Origin of the sequence: Plantactinospora alkalitolerans (assembly GCF_015690345.1) — a bacterium.
Classification (GTDB): domain Bacteria; phylum Actinomycetota; class Actinomycetes; order Mycobacteriales; family Micromonosporaceae; genus Plantactinospora; species Plantactinospora alkalitolerans.
This window is the reverse complement of the sequence record NZ_JADPUN010000404.1, coordinates 1-20,786: the sequence shown is the minus strand read 5'-3', so window position 1 is coordinate 20,786 and position 20,786 is coordinate 1. Positions and strand designations below refer to the sequence as shown.

The following is a 20,786-nucleotide window of genomic DNA, read 5'->3' as shown; positions in this document are numbered from 1 at the left end:
GCCCCCCGCAGGGAAGGGACGGCCGGCTGTGCGCAACAGCCGGGAAGACCGTCCTACCGGTACGGGCCTCTCGCGGCGGCCTCGACCGGACCGGTCTTCCTGGACGCGACTGGCATCACGTCCACCCTGTCCAACGAGGCTGCCCGAAGGGTGGTAACGGTAGAAATCGGTCGCACCTGGACGTCACCCGAGGCGGTGTCCGTGGATGTTGACGACTTGTCGTCATCGGAACGACCACAAGTCGTCAACATCGCGGATGGCGGAACGTCAGGCGGCGAGCTTCCTGGCCAGGTTGCCGTCCAGCGCGGCCATGAACTCGTCGGTGCTCAGCCACGGGGCGTCCCGGGAGATGAGCAGGGCCAGGTCCTTGGTCATCTGACCGCCCTCGACGGTCTCCACGCAGACCTGCTCCAGAGCCTCCGCGAACCGGGTCACCTCGGGCGTGCCGTCCAGCTTGCCCCGGTGAGCCAGACCCCGGGTCCAGGCGAAGATCGACGCGATCGGGTTGGTCGAGGTCTTCTCGCCCTTCTGCCACTGCCGGTAGTGCCGGGTGACCGTGCCGTGTGCCGCCTCGGCCTCGACCGTACGGCCGTCCGGGGTCATCAGCACCGACGTCATCAGGCCCAGCGAGCCGAAGCCCTGCGCCACCGTGTCGGACTGCACGTCACCGTCGTAGTTCTTGCAGGCCCAGACGAAGCCACCCTCCCACTTCAGCGCGGCGGCCACCATGTCGTCGATCAGCCGGTGCTCGTAGGTGATTCCGGCGGCGTCGAACTCGGCCTTGAACTCGCTTTCGAACACCTCGGCGAAGATGTCCTTGAACCGGCCGTCATAGGCCTTCAGGATGGTGTTCTTCGTCGACAGGTAGACCGGGTATCCACGGTCCAGGCCGTACCGCAGCGACGCCCGGGCGAAGTCCCGGATCGAGTCGTCGAAGTTGTACATCCCCATCGTGACGCCGCCGCCAGCGAAGTTCGCGACCTCCATCTCGACCGGGGCCCCACCGTCGGTCGGGGTGTAGGTGAGGGTCACCGTGCCCGGTCCCGGCACCACGAAGTCGGTGGCCTTGTACTGGTCGCCGTGCGCGTGCCGGCCGATGATGATCGGCTTGGTCCAGCCGGGCACCAGCCGCGGCACGTTGGACATGATGATCGGCTCGCGGAACACCACGCCGCCGAGAATGTTCCGGATCGTGCCGTTCGGCGAACGCCACATCTTCTTGAGGCCGAACTCCTCGACCCGGGCCTCGTCCGGGGTGATGGTGGCACACTTCACGCCGACACCATGCTGCTTGATGGCGTTCGCGGCATCGACCGTGACCTGGTCGTCGGTTTCGTCGCGGTACTGGATCGACAGGTCGTAGTAGTGCAGGTCGACGTCGAGGTACGGCAGGATCAACTGCTCGCGGATCTGCTTCCAGATGATCCGGGTCATCTCGTCGCCGTCGAGTTCCACAACCGGGTTCGTAACCTTGATCTTCGCCATCGGCCGGCGCTCCTCTCCGGGACACATGCTCTCTAGCAGTACGAGCGTACTGCAGCGCGCCGAGGGCCCGTACACTGCCCGCCATGATCAGCTGTTCCGTGGGTCGGGCCACCGTCATCGCGCTGCCGGATGCCGAGGGACTGTTCTTCCAGCCCCGCGCCGAGGCGTTCCCCACCGCGAGCCCGGAACACTGGCGACTCGCCGACGAACGCGACGCGGCCGCGGTGACCGCCGACGGGCAGTGGCGGCTGCCGTTCCGATGCTTCGCGATCCGGTTCGACGGCAACCCGGGGAACGGCGCGGAGGGCGGCGCGCAGAACGGCACGGAAGGCGGCGCGCAGAACGGCACGGAGAACGGCACCGACGCTGGCGGCGATGGTCGGGTGATCCTGGTCGACACCGGCGTCGGACCGGCCGACGCCCCGGCGAAGAGCTGGGCTCCGGTGCCGGGCCGGCTGCCCGCCGAACTGGCCGCCGCCGGAATCTCGCCGGATCAGGTCGACACGGTGGTGCTCACCCACATGCACACCGATCACATCGGCTGGGCCGTGACGGGGAACCCGCCGACCCCGTACTTCCGGAACGCCCGCTACCTGCTGCAACGGGCGGAAATCGACACCATCCGCCGGCACGGCGCCCCCGGCCTGGCCGAGCATCTCCTCGACCCACTCCTGGCGACCGGTCAGCTCAGCGCCGTCGACGGCGACGAACAACTAGCCGCTGGCGTACGAGTGCTCTCCACCCCGGGCCACACCCCCGGCCACCAGTCCGTGCTGGTCGAGGCTGACCGGTTAACAGGGGACCCTTCTTCTACGAAAAGCGATAAGAAGGGGCCCTTCCTTACCGCTGGGGCGCTGCTGCTCAGCGGCGACCTGCTGGTGCACATGGTGCAGCTGGTAGCGCCCGAACTGCCGTACGCCCACGAGGACGATGCGGAGGAGGCCCGGCGGTCCCGGGAACGGGTTCTCGGCGAGCTGGCTGGCCGGCCGGGAGCCAGGCTCGGCACCCCGCACCTGAGTACACCCTTCGTTCCGCTGTAGTACTGCTTCAGGTCGATTGTCGCGGGTGGTGCGGTTCGCCCTACCTGACGACCATCGAGCACATGACTTTCCCGTACCCGCTCAGCCGCCGACGCTTCGTCTCGGCGGCCGGTGTCGCGACCGCCGGCATCGTGGTCGGACCGATGCTGCTGACCCCCGACGGCGCCGCCGCGCACATCCCGTCCAGCGCCGGCGGACCACTGCCCGGCAACCTGTTCACCCTCGGCGTCGCGTCGGGTGACCCCCTGCCCGACGGCGTGGTGCTGTGGACCCGCCTCGCCCCGCAGCCACTGCTCGGCGGCGGCATGCCGGCCCGGCCGGTGCCGGTGCACTGGGAGGTTGCCTCCGACGAGCGGTTCCGGCGGGTGCGCCGCCGCGGCACCGCGCTTGCCCACCCCGACCTGGCCCACTCGGTGCACGTCGAGGTCTCCGGACTGAGCGCGGACAGCGACTACCACTACCGGTTCCGGGTTGGCCAGGAGGTCTCGCCGGTCGGCCGGACCCGGACCGCCCCGGCCGCGCACGCCCGGCCCCGGCGGCTCCGGTTCGCGTTCGCGAGCTGCCAGGACTACCAGGCCGGCGCCTACACCGCGCACCAGCACCTCGCCGAGGAAGACCTCGCCTTCGTCGCCTTCCTCGGCGACTACATCTACGAGAACCGGCCGAATCCGGCGGCGTACCGGGTGCATCAGGGCACCGACGAGCCGTACTCGCTGACCGACTACCGGAACCAGCACGCCCAGTACAAGACCGATCTCGACCTGCAACGCGCGCATGGGGCGTTCCCGTGGATCGTCACCCTCGACGACCACGAACTGGACAACAACTGGGCCGACGAGATCCCGCAGGATCCGGACCTGCAGACTCCGGAGGCGTTCCGGGCCCGGCGCAAGGCCGCTCTCCAGGCGTACTACGAGCACATGCCGCTGCGCCGGTCGGCCCTGCCGCGCGGCCTCGACCTGCGGCTCTACCGGCGGTTCCAGTTCGGCAACCTGGCCAGCATGCACGTGCTGGACACCCGGCAGTACCGCAGCGACCAGCCGGCCAGCCTGGCCGACGCCGCCAGTCCCGACCTGTCGATGACCGGGCCGGAGCAGGAGCGCTGGCTGGTGCACGGGCTGCGCTCGTCCGGCAGCCGATGGAACCTGCTGGCCAACCAGGTGATGTGGGCCTCGAACGACCGGCAGGCCGGACCGGCGCAGACGTTCGACCTGGACAACTGGGACGGGTACCGGACGCAGCGGCGTCGGCTGCTGGAGTTCTTCGGCTCCGGCCAGGTGGACAATCCCGTCGTGCTGACCGGAGACCGGCACTGCACCTGGGTCTGCGACCTGAAACCGGACTTCGACGACCCGGCCTCACCGGTGGTCGGTGCCGAGATCACCGGCACGTCGATCACCTCGGGCGGCAACCCGGACACCGCCGCCTTCCACCGGACGTACGACCCGATCATGGCGGAGAGCCCGCACTGGAAGTACATCGACAACCAGCGCGGGTACGTCGTCTGCGACGTGACCCCGGAACGGATGCTCAACTCGCTCCGACTGGTCGACACGGTCTGGGCGCCAACGGCCACGGTCCGGACCGCCGCCGAGTTCGTCGTACTCGCCGGCAAGCCGGGCATCTCGGTGGCCAGCCAGGAGACTCCAACCACCAGCCCACGGGTGTAAGGAAGGGCCCCTTCTTATCGTTTTTTGTATAAGAAGGGGCCCTTCCTAACCACCCAACCGGGTTACATGTTGGCGATGTCGCCCTGCTTGGCCCGGACGGCCTCGGCTGCGGCAAGCAGGCTCGCCGTCTCGTCGGCATCCAGCGGCGTCTCGACGATCCGCCGAACGCCCTCGCGGCCGATCTCGGCCTCCACACCCAGGTAGACACCGGCGATCCCGTACTCGCCGTCGACCCAGGCGCAGACCGGCAGGACCTCGCCGGAGTCGGTGGCCACGGCCCGGGCCATCCGGGCGGCGGCGGCCGACGGGGCGTAGTAGGCGGAGCCCGTCTTCAGCAGCGCGACGACCTCGGCCCCACCGTTGCGGGTCCGGACGACCAGTTCCTCGATCTTCTCGGCCGGCATCACGTCGCGCAGCGGCTTGCCGTCGACGGTGCTGCGGGACGGCACCGGCACCATGGTGTCGCCGTGCGAGCCGAGGGTCAGGGTCCGGACCGAGGCCACCGGCACCGAGAGCGCCTCGGCGACGAAGTTCGTGAACCGGGCGGTGTCGAGCATGCCGGCCTGGCCGAGCACCCGGTTCTTCGGGAACTGGGTGGCGAGCTGGGCGAGCGCGGTCATCTCGTCCAGCGGGTTGGAGACGACGATGACCACGGCGTTCGGCGCGTACTTCGCTACGTTCTCGGCAACCTGGCGGACGATCCGGGCGTTCGTCTCCAGCAGGTCCATCCGGCTCATGCCCGGCTTACGGGGCAGCCCGGCGGTGATCACCACGACGTCGGAGCCTTCGATCTGCTCGTAACCCTCGCCGTTCTTGCCCGTCGTCACGCCCACGACGGTGGTCTCGAAGCCCTCGACCGGGCGCGACTGGTTGAGGTCCAGCGCGATGCCCTCGGGCTTGCCCTCGATGATGTCGGTGATCACGACCGTGTCGAAGACGTCGTACTCCGCCAGGCGCTGCGCGGTCGTGGAGCCGTAGAAGCCAGCGCCGACGACGGTGACCTTTTTGCCCATGGTCGTCCCACTCTCTGATACCGGTCGGGTTATTTCCGGACGGTATCAGTCAGGAGTCTTCGGATCTGGCCAGGGGCGGATTTGCCCGGCGCCGCTCACACTCGGGCCGGTCGCCCCGCCCATCCTCCGGAGGCACCTCCGGGACCGAGTGTCCGGATTTCCGGTCGGCCTCCGTGAAGGGAATCCTTCGTGGCCGGCTCAGCCCCGCTCGGCGCGCTCCCGCTCGAGTTCGGCCCGCTCCACCACGTTGGTGAGCAGCATCGCCCGGGTCATCGGGCCCACCCCGCCCGGCATCGGTACCAACGCCCCGGCCACCTCGGCGACCTCCGGTCCGACGTCCCCGGTGTAGCGCCCCTTGCCGTCCGCGCCGATCACCCGGGTGATGCCGACGTCGACCACGACCGCGCCCGGCTTGACCATGTCGGCGGTGAGCAGCCCCGGCACGCCGGCCGCCACGATCACGATGTCGGCCGCCCGGGTGTGTGCCGCCAGGTCCAGGGTCCCGGTGTGGCAGAGCGTCACGGTGGCGTTCTCGCTGCGTCGGGTCAGCAGCAGGCCGAGCGGACGACCGACGGTGTTGCCCCGGCCCACCACCGCCACCTCGGCGCCGCGCAGCGCCACGTCGTGCCGGCGGAGCAGTTCCACGATGCCGCGCGGGGTGCAGGGCAGCGGACCGGGATAACCGAGTACGAGCCGACCCAGGTTGACCGGGTGCAGGCCGTCGGCGTCCTTGTCCGGGTCGATCATCTCCAGTACGCGCTGGGTGTCCAGGTGCGCGGGCAGCGGCAGCTGCACGATGTACCCGTGACAGGCCGGGTCGGCGTTGAGCTCGGCGACCACCGCGTCGACCTGCTCCTGGGTCGCGTCGGCGGGCAGTTCCCGGCGGATGGACGCGATCCCGACCTCGGCGCAGTCCCGGTGCTTGCCGTTGACGTACGCCTGGGAGCCGGGATCCTCACCGACCAGTACGGTGCCCAGCCCCGGCACGATGCCGCGCTCGGCCAGCGCCTTGACCCGGCTGCGCAGTTCGTCCTTGATGTGTGCCGCGGTGGCTTTGCCGTCGAGGAGGGTGGCCGTCACAGCCAGATCGTCTCACGAGGCGCCCCCCGGTGGTCGGGCACCCGCCTGGTCGGGTGCCCGGGTCGGCCACTCGGCCAGCTACCGGTCAGCCGCCCGACTGGCACCGTATGTTAACTATCTGTAACCGTGTTCTTAGTCACTCTGAGTGAGAACTTGTGGGGTTGTCCACAATTCGGATCAGCCGGGAGGGCGCAATCAGGATCATTCGCCCAGCCGACAGTCGGAGAACTTCGCGCCGGAAGTGGTCCTGTTTCATGACGGTAGATCCGGGTTGCCCGAATCAGCACATGACCTGAAGCTCGGCCTCTTTAGCAGCTCAGAGCGAACATGTGCAAGCGCTGGAAGCCAGCTGCGTTATTGACTTGTAATCATCCAGTTTGGCCTGAGGTCCAGCTACGACCTACCTTTGCCCAGCGTTGCTCAGCGTCACCCAGCCATGGGAACGACTGCTCAGCGTAAGGAGACGAGGAGGCTCAATGCAGGTTCGTAGGCTCGCTGCCTGGACCGCCCTCCCCCTTGCCGCGACCCTCGGCCTCGCGGCCTGTGGCGGCGGCGGCGACTCGGGGGACGGCGATCCGAATGCCACGGTTTCGATTCAGATCGCGGAACCGCAGCACCTGATTCCGACCAACACGAACGAGTCAAGCGGCAACCAGGTGCTCACCGCCCTGTTCGCCCCGCTGATCAAGTACGACGCGCAGAACAAGCCGTACGAGGTCGCAGCGGAGTCCGTGACGTCCACCGACAACGTGGTCTGGACGATCAAGCTGAAGGACGGCTACACCTTCCACAACGGCGAGAAGGTGACCTCGGACAGCTACATCAACGCCTGGAACTACGGCGCCTACGCCCCGAACGGTCAGGGCAACAGCTACTTCTTCGAGAAGGTCGCCGGCTACGACGACCTTCAGTCGAAGGACCCGGACGGCGAGGGCCCGCAGAAGGCCCCGGAGCCCAAGGCCAAGACCATGACCGGGCTCAAGAAGGTCGACGACCTGACCTTCACCGTGACGTTGGCGAAGCCGTACACCGAGTTCAAGACGATCCTGGGCTACACCGCGTTCTACCCGCTGCCGCAGGCCGCCTTCTCCAGCCCCGGTGTGATCAAGGACGGTTTCGAGGACGCCCCGATCGGCAACGGCCCCTTCAAGATGAAGGGCACCTGGCAGCACGACGCCAAGGTCGAGGTCGAGCGGTACGACGCGTACCCGGGCGACAAGCCGAAGATCGCTGGCGCCGAGTTCCGGATCTACCAGCAGCTCACCGCGGCGTACGCGGACGTGCTGTCGGACAACCTCGACGTGGACGTGACCGTCCCGACCGAGAACCTGAGCAACGCGCCGACGGACCTGGGTGACCGGTTCCAGCAGAGCCCGGCCTCGTCCTTCCAGTTCGTGGCGTTCCCCACGTTCCAGAAGGAGTTCAGCAAGCCCGAGGTGCGCAGGGCGATCTCGATGGCGATCGACCGTGACGAGATCACCAAGTCGATCTTCAAGGACTCGCAGATCTCCGCCCGCTCGTTCGTCTCGCCGGTGGTCGCCGGCTACCGGGACGACACCTGTGGCGAGGCGTGCGAGTTCGACCCGGCCAAGGCCAAGGCGGCGTACGAGGCTGCCGGCGGCCCGAAGCAGATCAAGATCACGTACAACGGTGATGGCGGCCACAAGGACTGGGTCGACGCCACCTGCAACCAGCTCAAGACCAACCTGGGTGTGGAGTGCGTCGGTGCCGCCGAGCCGAAGTTCGCGGACCTGCTCACCAAGGTGGACGCCAAGCAGCCGGTCGGCCTGATCCGGCTGGGCTGGCTGATGGACTACCCGTCCATGGAGAACTACCTCGGCCCGATCTACACCACCAACGGCTCGTCGAACTACTACGGGTACAGCAACCCGGAGTTCGACCAGCTGGTGAAGGAGGGCACGGCCGCCGCGACACCGGACGAGGCGGTCAAGAAGTACCAGCAGGCCGAGGACATTCTGGCCAAGGACATGCCGGTGATCCCGCTGCGGTTCGGCCAGAACGTCTACGCGCACTCGACCAAGGTCAAGAACGTCGAGGTCGACCTGTTCCAGGTCGTCGACATGACCAAGATCGAGGTTGTCAGCTGAGCTGACGAAGGCCCGGTCCGGGCCACCCGGTGATCCTGGGTGGTCCGGACCGTTCTCAACTCCGCACAACCCACCCCCCCACGGAGAGTAAGCGAGTATGTTCCGCTACATCGTGCGGCGCCTGCTTCAGATGGTCCTGGCCTTCTTCGGGACCACCCTGATCGTCTACGCGCTGATGTTCGCCGGACAGGGCGACCCCATCCAGGCACTCGCTGGTGAGCGCCCGGTCACCGAGGTGCAGCGGGCATACCTGACCGAGAAGTTCCATCTCGACCACACCGGGATCGGCGGCTTCTTCTACCGGTACTTCGACTACATCGGCAACCTGCTCCGCGGCGACCTCGGCGACTCGCTCACCGGTCGGAAGATCAGCGACATGCTGGCGCAGGCCTGGCCGGTCACCATGAAGCTCGCGGTCATCGGTCTCCTGGTGGCGATCGTGGTCGGCGTGACCTCCGGGGTCATCGCCGGGTTGCGCCGTGGCGGCATCTTCGACAACGCCACCCTCGCGCTGACCCTCCTGGTCCTGGGCGTTCCGACAATCGTGCTCGCCCCGCTGGCCCAGTACTTCCTCGGCGTCAAGCTGCCGCTCTTCCCGCCGACCGCCGGCGCCGATCCCAGCCTGTACGCGCTACTGCTACCCGGCATCGTGCTCGGCTCGCTGTCGCTGGCCACGGCGCTGCGGTTGACCCGGACCTCGGTCGCGGAGAACCTCCGCTCCGACTACGTCCGGACCGCCAAGGCCAAGGGCATGCCGACCCGGCGCATCGTCAGCGTGCACGTGCTGCGGAACTCGCTGATCCCGGTGATCACGTTCCTCGGCGTCGAACTCGGCAACCTGATGAGCGGCGCGATCATCACCGAGGGCGTCTTCAACATCCCGGGCGTCGGATTCAACCTGTTCCGCGGCATCAAGACCGAGGACGGCCCGCTGGTGGTCGGCCTGGTCAGTGTGCTGGTCGTGGTCTTCCTGGTGTCGAACCTCGTGGTCGACATCCTCTACGCCGTTCTCGACCCCCGGATCCGCTATGAGTGAGGCACAGGCAGGCATGAGCGAGGTACTGACCATGCGTGAGGGCAGCGAGGTGGCGGACATGAGTGAGCGCAGCGAACGAATCAGCCAGCTCGGTGCTGGACCTCGTGACGGCGCCGAGCGCAGCGAGGTGGCGGCATGAGCGAGATGCAGACCGTTGCGGCGGCGGAACTGGGTGAGGGCGCGGACGACCCGGGCAACCGGCCGCGCAGCCTTGCCGGCGACGCCTGGCGTGACCTTCGCCGTAACCCGATCTTCTGGATCTCACTGTTCCTGGTCCTGGCCGTGACCGCCATGGCGGCGTTCCCTGGCCTGTTCACCTCGAACAACCCCCAGGACTGCACGCTGAGCCGGCAGCACGCCGGGCCCGGCGGCGGCGCCCCGTTCGGGTACGACTTCCAGGGCTGCGACATCTACGCCCGGTCGGTCTTCGGCGCCCGCGCCTCGCTGCTCGTCGGGGCGCTCTCCGCCCTGCTCACCGGGATAATCGCGGTGGTGGTCGGGATGCTCGCCGGCTACTTCGGCCGGTGGATCGACTCGGTGCTGTCCCGGCTGATCGACGTGGTCCTCGGCATCCCGCTGCTGCTGGCCGCGATCGTGATGCTGAAGCGAATCAGCAGCGACAGCCCGAACATCCGGATCATGGCCGTGATCTTCGTACTCGCGATCCTCGGTTGGACCACCGCCGCCCGGGTCATCCGGTCCTCGGTGATCAGCGCCAAGCAGCAGGACTACGTGGCGGCGGCCCGGATGCTGGGTGCGGGCAACGGCCGGACGATGTGGCGGCACATCCTGCCCAACTCGCTGGCACCGGTCATCGTGGTGCTGACCATCGCACTCGGTTCGTTCATCGCCGCCGAGGCGACGCTGTCCTTCCTCGGTATCGGTCTGAAGGCACCGACGATCTCGTGGGGCATCGACATCGACGCCGGTCGGACCCACATGCGGGAGTCCGCACTGCCCCTGGTGGTGCCCTCGACCTTCCTCGCGCTGACCGTACTGGCGTTCATCATGCTGGGCGACGCGATCCGCGACGCCTTCGACCCGAAGCTGCGGTGATCACATGAACGAGCGAAGCGGACCGAACGGACGGACCAGCCCGCAGGGTGTCGCGGTGGACGACGGGCACCTGCTGGAGGTGCGGGACCTGTTCGTCGAGTTCCACACCCGGGACGGGTCGGCCAAGGTGATCAACGGCGTCTCATACCACCTGGACGCCGGTGAGACGCTGGCGGTGCTCGGCGAGTCGGGCTCCGGCAAGTCGGTCACCGCCCAGGCGATCATGGGCATCCTCGACATGCCACCGGCGGTCATCCCGTCCGGTCAGATCCTCTACCGGGGCACCGACCTGCTCACCCTTCCCGAGGACGAGCGCCGCAAGGTGCGCGGCAAGCAGATCTCGATGATCTTCCAGGACGCGCTCTCGGCGCTGAACCCGGTCTTCCCGGTCGGCTGGCAGATCGGCGAGATGCTGCGGCTGCGTGAGGGAATGTCCCGGGCCGACGCCAAGCGCCGGGCGATCGAACTGATGGAACTGGTCAAGATCCCCGCCGCCAGGCAGCGGATCGGCGACTATCCGCACCAGTTCTCCGGCGGAATGCGGCAGCGCGTCATGATCGCCATGTCGCTCGCCCTGGATCCGGCGGTACTGATCGCCGACGAACCCACCACCGCGCTGGACGTCACGGTGCAGGCACAGATCATGGACCTGCTCGGGGAACTGCGCCGGGACCTCAACATGGCGATGATCCTGATCACCCACGACCTCGGCGTCGTCGCCGACGTCGCGGACCGGATCGCCGTCATGTACGCGGGCCGGATCATCGAACACGCCGATGTGCACTCGCTGTACGAGGCGCCCGCACACCCGTACACCAAGGGTCTGCTGGAGTCGATTCCGCGGCTCGACCACAAGGGCCAGCGGCTCACCACCATCCGCGGCCTGCCGCCGAACCTGATGCGTATCCCCAGCGGATGCCCGTTCCACCCGCGCTGCCCGTACGCCCGACAGGAGTGTGTCGACGTCGTGCCGACCGTCCGCTCCCTCGGCAACGACCGGACCAGCGCCTGCCACTTCGCCCAGGAGGTGCTCGATGGCCGCATCTGATCCGACGAACCCGCAGGCCACCACCGGTGGCGCCGCCACCGGCGGTACCGACCCGGCCCGCACCGGCGGGACCAAGCCGCGCGGTGAGACCGTGCTGCGGGTCGAGAACGTCGTCAAGCACTTCCCGATCACCCAGGGCGTCGTCTTCAAACGGCAGATCGGCGCCGTGAAGGCGGTCGACGGGGTCAGCTTCGAACTGAACCGGGGCGAGACACTCGGGATCGTCGGCGAGTCCGGCTGCGGCAAGTCGACGCTCGCGAAGCTCCTCATGCGGCTGGAGACACCGACCGCCGGCCGGGCCATGCTCGAGGGCCGGGACATGTTCAAGCTCTCCGGCGGGGAGTTGCGCCGGATGCGGCGGAACGTCCAGATGGTCATGCAGGATCCGTACACCTCGCTGAACCCTCGGATGACGGTCGGCGACATCATCGGTGAACCGTTCGACATCCACCCCGACGCGGCGCCGCGCGGCGCACGACGGCAGCGGGTGCAGGAGCTGCTGGATCTGGTCGGGTTGAACCCGGAGCACATCAACCGGTACCCGCACCAGTTCTCGGGTGGGCAGCGGCAGCGGATCGGGATCGCCCGGGCGCTGGCGCTCAAGCCGGAGATCATCGTCTGTGACGAGCCGGTGTCGGCGCTGGACGTGTCGATCCAGGCGCAGGTGATCAACCTGCTGGAGAGCCTCCAGGACGAGTTGGGGCTGTCGTACATCTTCATCGCGCACGACCTGTCGGTGGTCCGGCACATCGCCGACCGGGTCGCGGTGATGTACCTGGGCAAGATCGTGGAGATCGGTACCGAGGACGAGATCTACGAGCGGCCGACGCATCCGTACACCCAGGCGCTGCTCTCGGCGGTGCCGGTGCCGGACCCGAAGGCCCGGGCGCAGCGCGAGATCATCCGGCTGGTCGGCGACGTGCCGTCGCCGGCCAACCCGCCGTCGGGCTGCCGGTTCCGCACCCGGTGCTGGAAGGCCCAGGACATCTGCGCCACCACCGAGCCGCAGTTGGTGCTCCGCGCCGTCGAGCCGCACCCGTCGGCCTGCCACTTCGCCGAACTCAAGCAGCACGTCGTCGCCTGAGCAGTCGCGCGCGGGCAGAGTCGCGCGAGCGGGCAGAGTCGCGCGAGCGGGCAGAGTCGCGCGAGTGGCCGAACGGCGACAGGATCGCTCCGGCCGGCGGCGACAGAGCAGAGAGCCCGGGAACCAGGGGGTGGTTCCCGGGCTCTCGTCTACATGCACCGAAGAATGCTCGCGATATCCGCCCTGCTGACCCTGGCGGTTCCTTTGCTGGGCTGCGACGCGGACAACCCGACCGCCGCCGGACGGTCGACGGCCGGGTCGACGCCGTCGGACGCGGGACCGACGACCGACACCGGGCCCGGTTCGCCGGACGGTCCCGCCGCGACCTGCCCGCCCGTCACCACGGCTACGCCCCTCGGTGAACTCGAGGGGATCGCCGACGCCGGCAACTCGCTCTGGGCACTGCTGTTCCCACGCGGCCGCCCCGGGCTGAACTCCGGCGAGGAGGAGAAGATCGTCTGGCGGATGACCGGCTCGGGTGCCCTCCGCATCCGGGCCACCGGTCCGGACGGGGTGACCATCGAGCCGGCCACGGACCCCATCCCGCACGAGAGCAGCTCCTGGACCAGGCCCGGCGACGAGTGGGGCACCACCTGGAACTTTCCCGTCGCCGGCTGCTGGACCGTGCGGGCCAGCCGGGCCGGCGGAGCGACCGGCAGCCTCGCCCTGCCCGTCGGCTGACCGACCCGGCCCGGCCCGGCGCACGCGCCGGCCGACCGATACCGCGAGCCCGACCGGCCGACCGACACCGCGAGCCCGACGCCGAGCCGGGAGTTTCGGCGACCCGGACCAGTGGCGAACCGCAGATAGCCGAGAATCATCGCCCTGCCGGATGCCGGCCAGCCGGCATCCGGCAGCGGCCGGTCAGTGGAAGAAGTGGCGGGTGCCGGTGAAATACATGGTCATGCCGGCCTCTCGGGCCGCCGCGATGACCTCGTCGTCCCGGACGGACCCGCCGGGCTGTACGACGGCCCGGACCCCGGCGTCGGCCAGCACCTTCAGCCCGTCCGGGAACGGGAAGAACGCGTCGGAGGCGGCAACCGCGCCCCGGGCCCGGTCGGCGCCCGCCCGGGACACCGCGAGGTGCGCCGAGTCGACCCGGTTGACCTGTCCCATCCCGACCCCGACGGTCGCCCCGTCGGCGGCGAGCAGGATCGCGTTGCTCTTGACCGCCCGGACGGCCCGCCAGGCGAAGACCAGGTCGCGGCGTACCGCCTCGTCCACCGGTTCTCCGGTGGCCAGCCGCCAGGCGGCCGGGTCGTCGCCGGGAGCGTCGACGCGGTCCGCCATCTGCACCAGTACGCCCCCGCTGACCTGGCGCCACTCGGCGGGCAACGGCGCCCAGGCGGGAGCCCGCAGCAGTCGGATGCTCTTCTTCCCGGCGAGTATGTCGACCGCGCCGGGCTCGAAGTCCGGAGCCACGATCACCTCGGTGAAGATCTCCGCCACCTGCCCGGCCAGCTCGACCGAGACCGGCCGGTTCACCGCGATCACGCCGCCGTACGCGGAGACGGGGTCGCAGGCATGCGCCTTCCGGTGCGCCTCGGCCACGTCCGCCCCGACCGCGATGCCGCACGGGTTGGCGTGCTTGATGATCGCCACCGCCGGTACGTCGGCGAAGTCGTTCGCCGCCCGCCACGCCGCATCCGCGTCGACGTAGTTGTTGTACGACATCTCCTTGCCGTGCAACTGCTCGGCCTGGGCGAGTCCGGCCGGCGCGGACGGGTCGGTGTAGAGCGCCGCCTGCTGGTGGGGGTTCTCGCCGTACCGCAGGCCGGTCGTGGCGTGCAGGGCCAGCCCGGCGAAGGGCGGCCACTGGAGGTCCTCCGGGCCCGAGCGCACCGCGAACCAGTTGGCCACGGCCACGTCGTACTCGGCGATGTCGGCGAAGGCCCGCGCCGCGAGCGCCCGCCGCTGCCCGTGGCTGAAGCCGCCGTCGGCCAGGGCCGCCAGCACCGACGGGTACGCCGAGACCGACGTCACCACCGCCACCGAGGCGTGGTTCTTCGCCGCCGCCCGTACCATCGCCGGCCCGCCGATGTCGATCTGCTCGATGCACTGGTCCTCGTCCGCACCGGACGCCACCGTCTCGGTGAACGGGTACAGATTCGACACCAGCAGGTCGAACGGCGCGATGCCGAGTTCGTCGAGCTGGGCGGCGTGGCTGTCCAGCCGCAGGTCGGCCAGCAACCCGGCGTGCACCTTGGGGTGCAGCGTCTTGACCCGACCGTCCAGGGTCTCCGGAAACCCGGTCAGTGCCTCGACCGGGGTCACCGGTACTCCGGCCCCCTCGATGGTCCCCGCCGTGCTGCCGGTGGACACGATCTCCACTCCGGCGGCGTGCAGGGCCTGGGCGAGTTCGACCAGCCCCGTCTTGTCGTAGACGCTGACCAGCGCGCGCCGGATCGGCCGCCGGTCGTCCGCCGTGGAACTCCTGTCGCTCACTCCGATCGTGACCTTCCTTCCGGTGATCGTCCAGCCCTCCCGGAGCAGCCGGCCGACCTGCGTGACGAGCTGTCGTCGCTCGGCCACCTTGATCCGCTCGGTGAGGGTTTCCTCGTCGTCGTCGCCGAGTACCGGCACCGCCACCTGGGCGATGATCGGCCCGGTGTCCACCCCGGCGTCGACGAAGAACAGGGTGGCCCCCGCGAGTTTGACTCCGTAGCCGAGGGCGTCGCGCGGGCCGTGCATGCCGGGAAAGGACGGCAGCAGCGAGTTGTGGGTGTTGACATACCGGTCACCGAAGGCCGTCAGGAAGTGCGCGCCGACCAGCTTGAGGAAGCCGGCGGAGACGACCAGGTCCGGCTGGTGTTCGGCGACGTGCGCGGTGAGGGCGCGATCCCAGTCCTCCCGGCTCGGGTACGCCGCGACGGAGTCGACGAAGACGGGTACGCCGGCGGCGGTGGCCCGGTCGAGGCCCGCGATGCCGTCGCGGTCGGCGCCGACGGCGACCACCCGGGCGCCGTACGCGGGATCGGCGCACGCGTCGAGCAGGGCCTGCAGGTTGCTCCCGGAGCCGGAGACGAGGACGACGATGCGGGCTGCCGACACGGGCTCAGTCACCCCCAAACCCTACCGGGCAGGTCAGGACGGCCCTTCGGGGGCGCGGCCCGACCGCACGGTTCGGTGGTGCGGGCCCGGCCCGCCTCGGCATGTCGGGATCGGGCGGCGCCCCAAAGCGGTGTTGATTAGGTACGCTGCCGGACGCTCAGGACGATGACCATCCCTCGGACATCGACTCTGAGTAATCCCCCATAAGCGCTGAGTGCAGACTCAAGGAGTTCAACACCCATGCAACCCGGCTACCCCTCGCACCCGCCGCAACAGATCGATAACAACATGACGATGTCCATCGTCGCCATCTTCCTGTTCTGGCCGCTCGCCATCCCGGCGATCATGGCCGCCTCGAAGGTGAACCCGCTGCTACAGCAGGGCAACTACGCCGAGGCACAGACCGCAGCGGCCGAGTCCAAGAAGTGGTCGAAGCTCGCCCTGATCATCGGCATATGCTTGTGGGCGGTCAGCCTCATCTGCTGCGTCATCAGTTTCATCATCAACATGAACGCCGCGAACGTCTGACCGGTACCGCCTGTTCAAAAGGAGTCTCGTCATGCAGCCCGGCTACCCAGGCCAGGACCCGTACGGGCAGCAGCCGTCGGATCCGAACGCACCGCAGCACCAGGATCCGTACGGACAACCGCCACAGCCCGGACCGGGACAGCCCGGGTACGGGCAGCCGACCTCGGGACAGCCGTACGGGCAGCCGACCTCGGGACAGCCGTACGGGCAGCCGACCTCGGGACAGCCCGGGTACGGACAGCCGCAGTACCAGGACGCGCAGCAGCCTTACCAGGACGCGCAGCAGCCTTACCAGGATCCGTACGGCCAGCAGCCGATGCCGGGCCAGCCGTACGGGGCGGCGCCGGGATATCCGGGCGCCGGCTACGCGATTGCCGGGCAGGGACAGAACAACACCCTCGGCCTGGTGTCGATGATCGTGGGCATCATCTCGATCCCCGCGGCCTGCTGCGCGATCCTGGGCATCGTGGCCGGCATCGCCGCCATCGTGCTCGGCATCATCGGCCGGGGCAAGGTCAGCAGGGGTGAGGCCAGCAACTCGGGTCAGGTGATGGCCGGTCTGATCTGTGGCGGGATCGGCCTGCTCCTCGCCGTGGCCAACGTGGTGCTCGCGGTCGTGCTGAACGTCAACAACTTCACGTTCGGCCCGTAACGAACCGCCGGGCGGCGACTCCGCCGGTCGGCACGAGAACGGTCCACCGTGGGGACGCTCCGAGTTTTCGGGGCGCCCCCACGGGCGTCCGGCACCCGGGGACGTCCGGGGTCAGGTCCGGGCGACGGCCCGGGTGGCGGCGGCGCCGATCAGGGTCCCGATCAGCACCACGACGGCCGCGCCCGCCGCTACCTGCAGGTAGGCCGGGCCGACCTCGGCGAGCCGACCTCCGCCGAGGGATCCGCCCGACATGAGGGCGGCACCGCCGAGCACCACCCCGGCGACCGGTCCGCCGAGCGCCGCCGCGCAGAGCAGCGTCCCCCAACCCGGTGCCGGCAGGTTCCGATCGGCGGCCACCCGCATCATCCGCCGGGCGAGCAGCCAGCCCGCGCCCATGCCGGCCAGCACCGGCACGGCCAGCACGGCTCCGCCGACGCCACCGAGCGACCCCTGTGGGAGCCCGGCCAGCAGCGGTACGGCCGGCAGCGCACCGATGGACACCTCCGAGGTCCGGACCACCGTGTCGGTGCCGACCGCGAATCCCGGGCCGAGCAGGTAGCTGGCGGCCCAGACGGCGGCGTTCGGCGCGTAGCCGACGCTGACCAGCGTGATGCCGGCCTGCCCCACGACCCCGGTGCGATATGCGCCGATCATGTCGCCGGCCTCGCCGCCCCCGGTGGCCACCGCGAGCCCCGCGGCACCCGCACCCGCACCGAGCAGCAGGAGGGCGGCGACGACCCCGGTACGCACCCCGTGCCGGAGCACCGGCGGGGTGCGCCGGGCGAGCACGCCCAGGGCACCGGTGGTACGCAACGCGCCGACCAGTGCGGCGAGGCCGCCGAAGGCGGTAAGCGTGCCGATGGCCCGGAGCGCCGAGACGGTGGGCCCGCCGGAACCGAGCAGGAGCGCGGCGAGCCCGCCGAGCGCGCCATACCCGATTCCGATGGTGCCCGCGACACCGATCGCCCGGCCCATCGTCGGGTTCTCCCGGGCCCGGACCGCACGGCTGACGTGCACGCCGGCCCTGGCCAGTCGCCACGCGGCCAGCATGGCGAGCGCGAGCGGGGCCAGCCCGAGCGGTCCGGCCCCGGTGTGCAACGGCACGCCGTGCCCGAGCAGCCATCCGGCGAGGCCGAGCCGGGCGGCGCCGACGATCGAGCCGCTTCCCTCGGCGAACTGGGCCACGCCGAGCACGACAGCCACCGGCAGGTACGAGACCACGGCCGCCCAGCAGGTGGCCACCGCGGCGGCCACCAGCAGCGGTGCCCGCCCGGCGCGCCGGCCCCCCGGCCTCGGCTTCGGCGCCGGTCGACGCGGCACCCGGTCCCGCTGGGCGGGTCTGGTACGCGGGGCCTCCGGCCGGTCACGCCCGTCCGGCTCCGGACCTTCGGCCGGCTCGGTGAGGCCGGTCTGCGGAGCGGCGGAGCGGCGGGGCTGATCAGGGACGGTGGATGGCATCAGCGCCTACTCTGGCACGGCAGCGGGTCGGCCGGTTCACGACACCACCGTACGGAGGCTCCGGGCCGGGCGTAACCCGCTGATCCGGCGTATCAACGGAGTGGGGCGTACCCGGGCCGGACGGTCACCGGAGGCGGAGAAGGCCGGGCCGGCGCGTCGATCCCCGACGCACCCGGACCCGGCCGCCGGGGCGGTCGGCGCGGGCCGACCACCCCGGGGATGGCTCTCGGATCAGTTGCCGGACATGATCTGTCGCATCAGCCGGGCGGTCTCGCTCGGCGTCTTGCCGACCTTCACGCCGACGGCCTCCAGCGCGGCCTGCTTCGCGTCCGCCGTGCCGGCGGAACCGGAGATGATCGCGCCGGCGTGCCCCATCGTCTTGCCGGCGGGCGCGGTGAACCCGGCGATGTATCCGACCACCGGCTTGGTCACGTTGCCCTTGATGAACTCGGCCGCCCGCTCCTCGGCGTCGCCGCCGATCTCGCCGATCATCACGATCGCGTCGGTCTCGGGATCGGCCTGGAAGGCCGCGAGCGCGTCGATGTGGGTGGTGCCGATGATCGGGTCACCGCCGATGCCGACGCAGGTGGAGAAGCCGATGTCCCGCAGCTCGTACATCATCTGGTAGGTCAGGGTGCCGCTCTTGCTGACCAGGCCGATCCGGCCGGAACCGGTGATGTCGGCCGGGATGATGCCGGCGTTCGAGGCACCCGGCGACGCGATGCCGGGGCAGTTCGGCCCGATGATCCGGGTCCGCTCACCCTGCGCCAGGTTGTACGCCCAGAAGGCGGCGGTGTCGTGCACCGGCACACCCTCGGTGATCACCACGGCCAGCGGGATGCCGGCGTCGATCGCCTCGACCACCGCTCCCCGAGTGAACTGCGGCGGTACGAAGATGACGGTGACGTCCGCGCCGGTGCTCGCCATCGCGTCCGAGACGCTGGCGAAGACCGGCAGTTCGACACCGTCGAAGGAGACCTTCTGACCGGCCTTGCGGGGGTTCACCCCACCGACGACGTTGGTGCCGGCGGCCAGCATCCGCTTGGTGTGCTTGGAACCCTCGGACCCGGTCATCCCCTGGACGATGACCTTTGATTCCTTGGTCAGCCAGATTGCCATCTCAGACCCCCGCAGCCGCGAGCTCGGCGGCCCGCTGGGCCGCGCCATCCATAGTGTCCACCCGCTCGACGAGCGGGTTGGCGGCGCCGTCGAGAATGGCGCGTCCCGCCTCGGCGTTGTTGCCGTCGAGTCGCACCACGAGCGGCTTGTCGACCTTCTCGCCCCGCTCCTTCAGCAGCGCCAGCGCCGAGATGATGCCGTTGGCGACCTCGTCGCAGGCGGTGATGCCGCCGAAGACGTTGACGAACACACTGCGTACGGACGGGTCGGACAGGACGATCTCCAGCCCGTTGGCCATCACCGCGGCGCTGGCGCCGCCGCCGATGTCGAGGAAGTTCGCCGGCTTGACGCCGCCGCGCGACTCGCCCGCGTAGGCGACCACGTCGAGGGTGGACATGACCAGGCCGGCGCCGTTGCCGATGATGCCGACCTCGCCGTCCAGCTTGACGTAGTTGAGGTCCTTCTCCTTGGCCCGCTGCTCCAGCGGATCCACCGAGGCCTGGTCCACCAGCGCCTCGTGGTCCGGGTGCCGGAAACCGGCGTTCTCGTCGAGCGTGACCTTCGCGTCGAGCAGGAGCACCTCACCGGACGCCGTCCTGGCCAGCGGGTTGACTTCGACCAGGGTCGCGTCCTCGGCCACGAACGCCTGCCACAGCCGTACCGCGATCGGCACCACCTGGTCGGCGACGTCGACGGGGAATCCGGCGGCCTCGACGATCTCCCGGGCCTTCGTCTCGTCGACTCCGGTGTTCGCGTCGATCGCCACCTTGGCGACCCGCTCCGGCGTCTCGGCCGCGACCTGCTCGATGTCCATGCCACCCGCGACGCTGGCGATGCAGAGGAAGGTGCGGTTCGCCCGGTCGAGCAGGTAGGAGAAGTAGTACTCCTCGGCGATGTCCGCGGTCACGGTGATCATGACCTTGTTCACGGTGTGGCCCTTGATGTCCATCCCGAGGATGTCGGTCGAGCGGGCCACCGCCTCGTCGGGGCCCTCGGCGAGCTTGACACCGCCGGCCTTGCCCCGACCGCCGACCTTCACCTGAGCCTTGACGACCACTCGGCCGCCGAGGCGCTCGGCGATCGTACGGGCCTCCTCAGGGGTCGTCGCGACACCGCCGGCGAGCACGGGCAACCCGTGCCGCTCGAACAGCTCACGCCCCTGGTATTCGTACAGGTCCACGATTGCGCGTCCCGTCCCGTCTCCGCGGCGCGCCGTCGCACCGCCGCCAGCGTGTTAATGGGTTGACGCCCGTCACAAGGAACAACAGGCCATCGGCCGCAGCCTAGCGAGGTGACCACGGGGGGCATCCACGTGGGTGCTCGGTGTGCGGTAACGCACACCGAGCACAGCGGCGCTC

The 20,786-nt window shown here is 69.7% G+C and carries 18 protein-coding genes; 11 read left to right on the top strand and 7 right to left on the bottom strand.

Annotated elements, in window-relative coordinates; translation table 11 throughout:
- Positions 1-267: 267 nt before the first annotated feature.
- Positions 268-1,485 (bottom strand): NADP-dependent isocitrate dehydrogenase, encoded by a 1,218-nt coding sequence (locus tag I0C86_RS39350; RefSeq protein ID WP_196206399.1) that lies wholly within the window; start codon positions 1,483-1,485, stop codon positions 268-270.
- Between the two features lie 83 nt (positions 1,486-1,568).
- Here I0C86_RS39350 and I0C86_RS39345 point away from each other — a divergent pair, with 83 nt between their 5' ends.
- Positions 1,569-2,525 (top strand): MBL fold metallo-hydrolase, encoded by a 957-nt coding sequence (locus I0C86_RS39345; protein ID WP_196206398.1) that lies wholly within the window; start codon positions 1,569-1,571, stop codon positions 2,523-2,525.
- A gap of 62 nt (positions 2,526-2,587) precedes the next feature.
- Positions 2,588-4,195 carry an alkaline phosphatase D family protein gene (locus I0C86_RS39340; RefSeq protein WP_196206397.1) on the top strand — a complete coding sequence of 536 codons (1,608 nt, stop codon included), beginning with the start codon at positions 2,588-2,590 and terminating at the stop codon, positions 4,193-4,195.
- Between the two features lie 62 nt (positions 4,196-4,257).
- Here the strand turns inward: I0C86_RS39340 and mdh are convergent, their stop codons facing one another.
- Both mdh and I0C86_RS39330 read right to left on the bottom strand, forming a co-directional pair.
- Positions 4,258-5,208, bottom strand: coding sequence for a malate dehydrogenase (gene mdh / locus I0C86_RS39335; protein ID WP_196206396.1), 951 nt, complete (start codon positions 5,206-5,208; stop codon positions 4,258-4,260).
- Between the two features lie 198 nt (positions 5,209-5,406).
- Positions 5,407-6,288, bottom strand: a complete 882-nt coding sequence (locus tag I0C86_RS39330; RefSeq protein WP_196206395.1) for a bifunctional methylenetetrahydrofolate dehydrogenase/methenyltetrahydrofolate cyclohydrolase — start codon at positions 6,286-6,288, stop codon at positions 5,407-5,409.
- Positions 6,289-6,764: 476 nt separating this feature from the next.
- On the opposite strand from I0C86_RS39330, the gene I0C86_RS39325 reads away from it, so the two are divergent.
- The 7 genes from I0C86_RS39325 (at position 6,765) to I0C86_RS39295 (ending at position 13,301) form a co-directional block, all read left to right on the top strand.
- Positions 6,765-8,396 (top strand): peptide ABC transporter substrate-binding protein, encoded by a 1,632-nt coding sequence (locus tag I0C86_RS39325; RefSeq protein WP_196206394.1) that lies wholly within the window; start codon positions 6,765-6,767, stop codon positions 8,394-8,396.
- 97 nt (positions 8,397-8,493) lie between these two features.
- Positions 8,494-9,432, top strand: coding sequence for an ABC transporter permease (locus tag I0C86_RS39320; RefSeq protein WP_196206393.1), 939 nt, complete (start codon positions 8,494-8,496; stop codon positions 9,430-9,432).
- Positions 9,425-9,571 (top strand): hypothetical protein, encoded by a 147-nt coding sequence (locus I0C86_RS39315; RefSeq protein ID WP_196206392.1) that lies wholly within the window; start codon positions 9,425-9,427, stop codon positions 9,569-9,571. Before I0C86_RS39320 ends, I0C86_RS39315 begins: the two co-directional genes overlap by 8 nt.
- A gap of 5 nt (positions 9,572-9,576) precedes the next feature.
- Positions 9,577-10,488: an ABC transporter permease gene (locus I0C86_RS39310; protein ID WP_407676400.1), complete on the top strand. Its 912-nt coding sequence runs from the start codon at positions 9,577-9,579 to the stop codon at positions 10,486-10,488.
- A 4-nt stretch (positions 10,489-10,492) separates the two neighbouring features.
- Entirely contained in the window at positions 10,493-11,536 is a 1,044-nt protein-coding gene (locus I0C86_RS39305; RefSeq protein WP_196206390.1) for an ABC transporter ATP-binding protein, read from the top strand.
- Positions 11,523-12,620: an ABC transporter ATP-binding protein gene (locus I0C86_RS39300; RefSeq protein WP_196206389.1), complete on the top strand. Its 1,098-nt coding sequence runs from the start codon at positions 11,523-11,525 to the stop codon at positions 12,618-12,620. Before I0C86_RS39305 ends, I0C86_RS39300 begins: the two co-directional genes overlap by 14 nt.
- Before the next feature lie 165 nt (positions 12,621-12,785).
- A complete protein-coding gene (locus I0C86_RS39295) occupies positions 12,786-13,301 on the top strand; it encodes a hypothetical protein (RefSeq protein WP_196206388.1) in 516 nt (171 codons plus the stop codon).
- A gap of 183 nt (positions 13,302-13,484) precedes the next feature.
- Here I0C86_RS39295 and purH read toward each other — a convergent pair whose 3' ends face one another.
- On the bottom strand, positions 13,485-15,683 hold the full coding sequence (purH, locus tag I0C86_RS39290) for a bifunctional phosphoribosylaminoimidazolecarboxamide formyltransferase/IMP cyclohydrolase (protein WP_323374134.1): 2,199 nt from the start codon (positions 15,681-15,683) through the stop codon (positions 13,485-13,487).
- Positions 15,684-15,911: 228 nt separating this feature from the next.
- Here purH and I0C86_RS39285 point away from each other — a divergent pair, with 228 nt between their 5' ends.
- Positions 15,912-16,199, top strand: a complete 288-nt coding sequence (locus tag I0C86_RS39285; RefSeq protein ID WP_196206387.1) for a CD225/dispanin family protein — start codon at positions 15,912-15,914, stop codon at positions 16,197-16,199.
- A gap of 31 nt (positions 16,200-16,230) precedes the next feature.
- On the top strand, positions 16,231-16,851 hold the full coding sequence (locus I0C86_RS39280) for a DUF4190 domain-containing protein (protein WP_196206386.1): 621 nt from the start codon (positions 16,231-16,233) through the stop codon (positions 16,849-16,851).
- Positions 16,852-16,962: 111 nt separating this feature from the next.
- Here I0C86_RS39280 and I0C86_RS39275 read toward each other — a convergent pair whose 3' ends face one another.
- The 3 genes from I0C86_RS39275 to sucC form a co-directional block, all read right to left on the bottom strand.
- The gene (locus I0C86_RS39275; protein ID WP_196206385.1) at positions 16,963-18,309 is read right to left on the bottom strand and encodes a cell division protein PerM; all 1,347 of its coding nucleotides are present in this window, start codon (positions 18,307-18,309) and stop codon (positions 16,963-16,965) included.
- A gap of 231 nt (positions 18,310-18,540) precedes the next feature.
- Positions 18,541-19,428, bottom strand: a complete 888-nt coding sequence (sucD, locus tag I0C86_RS39270; RefSeq protein ID WP_196206384.1) for a succinate--CoA ligase subunit alpha — start codon at positions 19,426-19,428, stop codon at positions 18,541-18,543.
- 1 nt (position 19,429) lies between these two features.
- Positions 19,430-20,608: an ADP-forming succinate--CoA ligase subunit beta gene (gene sucC, locus I0C86_RS39265; protein ID WP_196206383.1), complete on the bottom strand. Its 1,179-nt coding sequence runs from the start codon at positions 20,606-20,608 to the stop codon at positions 19,430-19,432.
- Between the last annotated feature and the right edge of the window lie 178 nt (positions 20,609-20,786).

Coding starts and splice junctions, on each gene's coding strand:
- I0C86_RS39280 (WP_196206386.1), top strand. CDS start 16,231: ATGCAGCCCGGCTACCCAGGCCAGGACCCGTACGGGCAGCAGCCGTCG.
- sucD (WP_196206384.1), bottom strand. CDS start 19,428: ATGGCAATCTGGCTGACCAAGGAATCAAAGGTCATCGTCCAGGGGATG.
- I0C86_RS39340 (WP_196206397.1), top strand. CDS start 2,588: ATGACTTTCCCGTACCCGCTCAGCCGCCGACGCTTCGTCTCGGCGGCC.
- I0C86_RS39300 (WP_196206389.1), top strand. CDS start 11,523: ATGGCCGCATCTGATCCGACGAACCCGCAGGCCACCACCGGTGGCGCC.
- I0C86_RS39275 (WP_196206385.1), bottom strand. CDS start 18,309: ATGCCATCCACCGTCCCTGATCAGCCCCGCCGCTCCGCCGCTCCGCAG.
- I0C86_RS39315 (WP_196206392.1), top strand. CDS start 9,425: ATGAGTGAGGCACAGGCAGGCATGAGCGAGGTACTGACCATGCGTGAG.
- I0C86_RS39295 (WP_196206388.1), top strand. CDS start 12,786: ATGCTCGCGATATCCGCCCTGCTGACCCTGGCGGTTCCTTTGCTGGGC.
- I0C86_RS39305 (WP_196206390.1), top strand. CDS start 10,493: ATGAACGAGCGAAGCGGACCGAACGGACGGACCAGCCCGCAGGGTGTC.
- I0C86_RS39310 (WP_407676400.1), top strand. CDS start 9,577: ATGCAGACCGTTGCGGCGGCGGAACTGGGTGAGGGCGCGGACGACCCG.
- I0C86_RS39350 (WP_196206399.1), bottom strand. CDS start 1,485: ATGGCGAAGATCAAGGTTACGAACCCGGTTGTGGAACTCGACGGCGAC.
- I0C86_RS39345 (WP_196206398.1), top strand. CDS start 1,569: ATGATCAGCTGTTCCGTGGGTCGGGCCACCGTCATCGCGCTGCCGGAT.
- I0C86_RS39285 (WP_196206387.1), top strand. CDS start 15,912: ATGCAACCCGGCTACCCCTCGCACCCGCCGCAACAGATCGATAACAAC.
- I0C86_RS39325 (WP_196206394.1), top strand. CDS start 6,765: ATGCAGGTTCGTAGGCTCGCTGCCTGGACCGCCCTCCCCCTTGCCGCG.
- I0C86_RS39320 (WP_196206393.1), top strand. CDS start 8,494: ATGTTCCGCTACATCGTGCGGCGCCTGCTTCAGATGGTCCTGGCCTTC.
- mdh (WP_196206396.1), bottom strand. CDS start 5,208: ATGGGCAAAAAGGTCACCGTCGTCGGCGCTGGCTTCTACGGCTCCACG.